Below are 348 nucleotides of genomic sequence, written 5' to 3'. Positions count from 1 at the left end.
ATTGAGTTTCGGTTATGGTAATTTTACGTCTATTCCCTGGTTTGCATTTCTTGGAGAAGGTCAGGAAGCTTCTAACGGTATATATCCCGTTATTCTCTATTATAAAGATTTTGATGAGTTGGTTTTGGCTTATGGTATAAGCGACACGAATGAACCACATGCCCAATGGCAGTTCTCTTCAGACATACCTAAAACAATCGCAGAGTATTTTCAGGCAACTTCGGGTGTATATCCTAAAAAATACGGACAGTCCTATTACGCCTGTTCCCAAAAAGTCTCACAGGGTATTGATTACACCCGATTTGCCTCTATGCTGGACAACATAATCAACGACTATAAATTAATATT

At 38.5% G+C, this 348-nt stretch carries 1 pseudogene; it reads left to right on the top strand.

Annotated elements, in window-relative coordinates:
• A pseudogene (mcrB, locus tag IEQ44_RS15650) lies at window positions 1-348 on the top strand (5-methylcytosine-specific restriction endonuclease subunit McrB); the annotation flags it as partial.

This window comes from Nocardioides malaquae, from assembly GCF_015070385.1.
Taxonomy (GTDB): Bacteria; Actinomycetota; Actinomycetes; order Propionibacteriales; family Nocardioidaceae; genus Nocardioides; species Nocardioides malaquae.
This window is presented reverse-complemented; position numbering and strand designations above follow the sequence as displayed.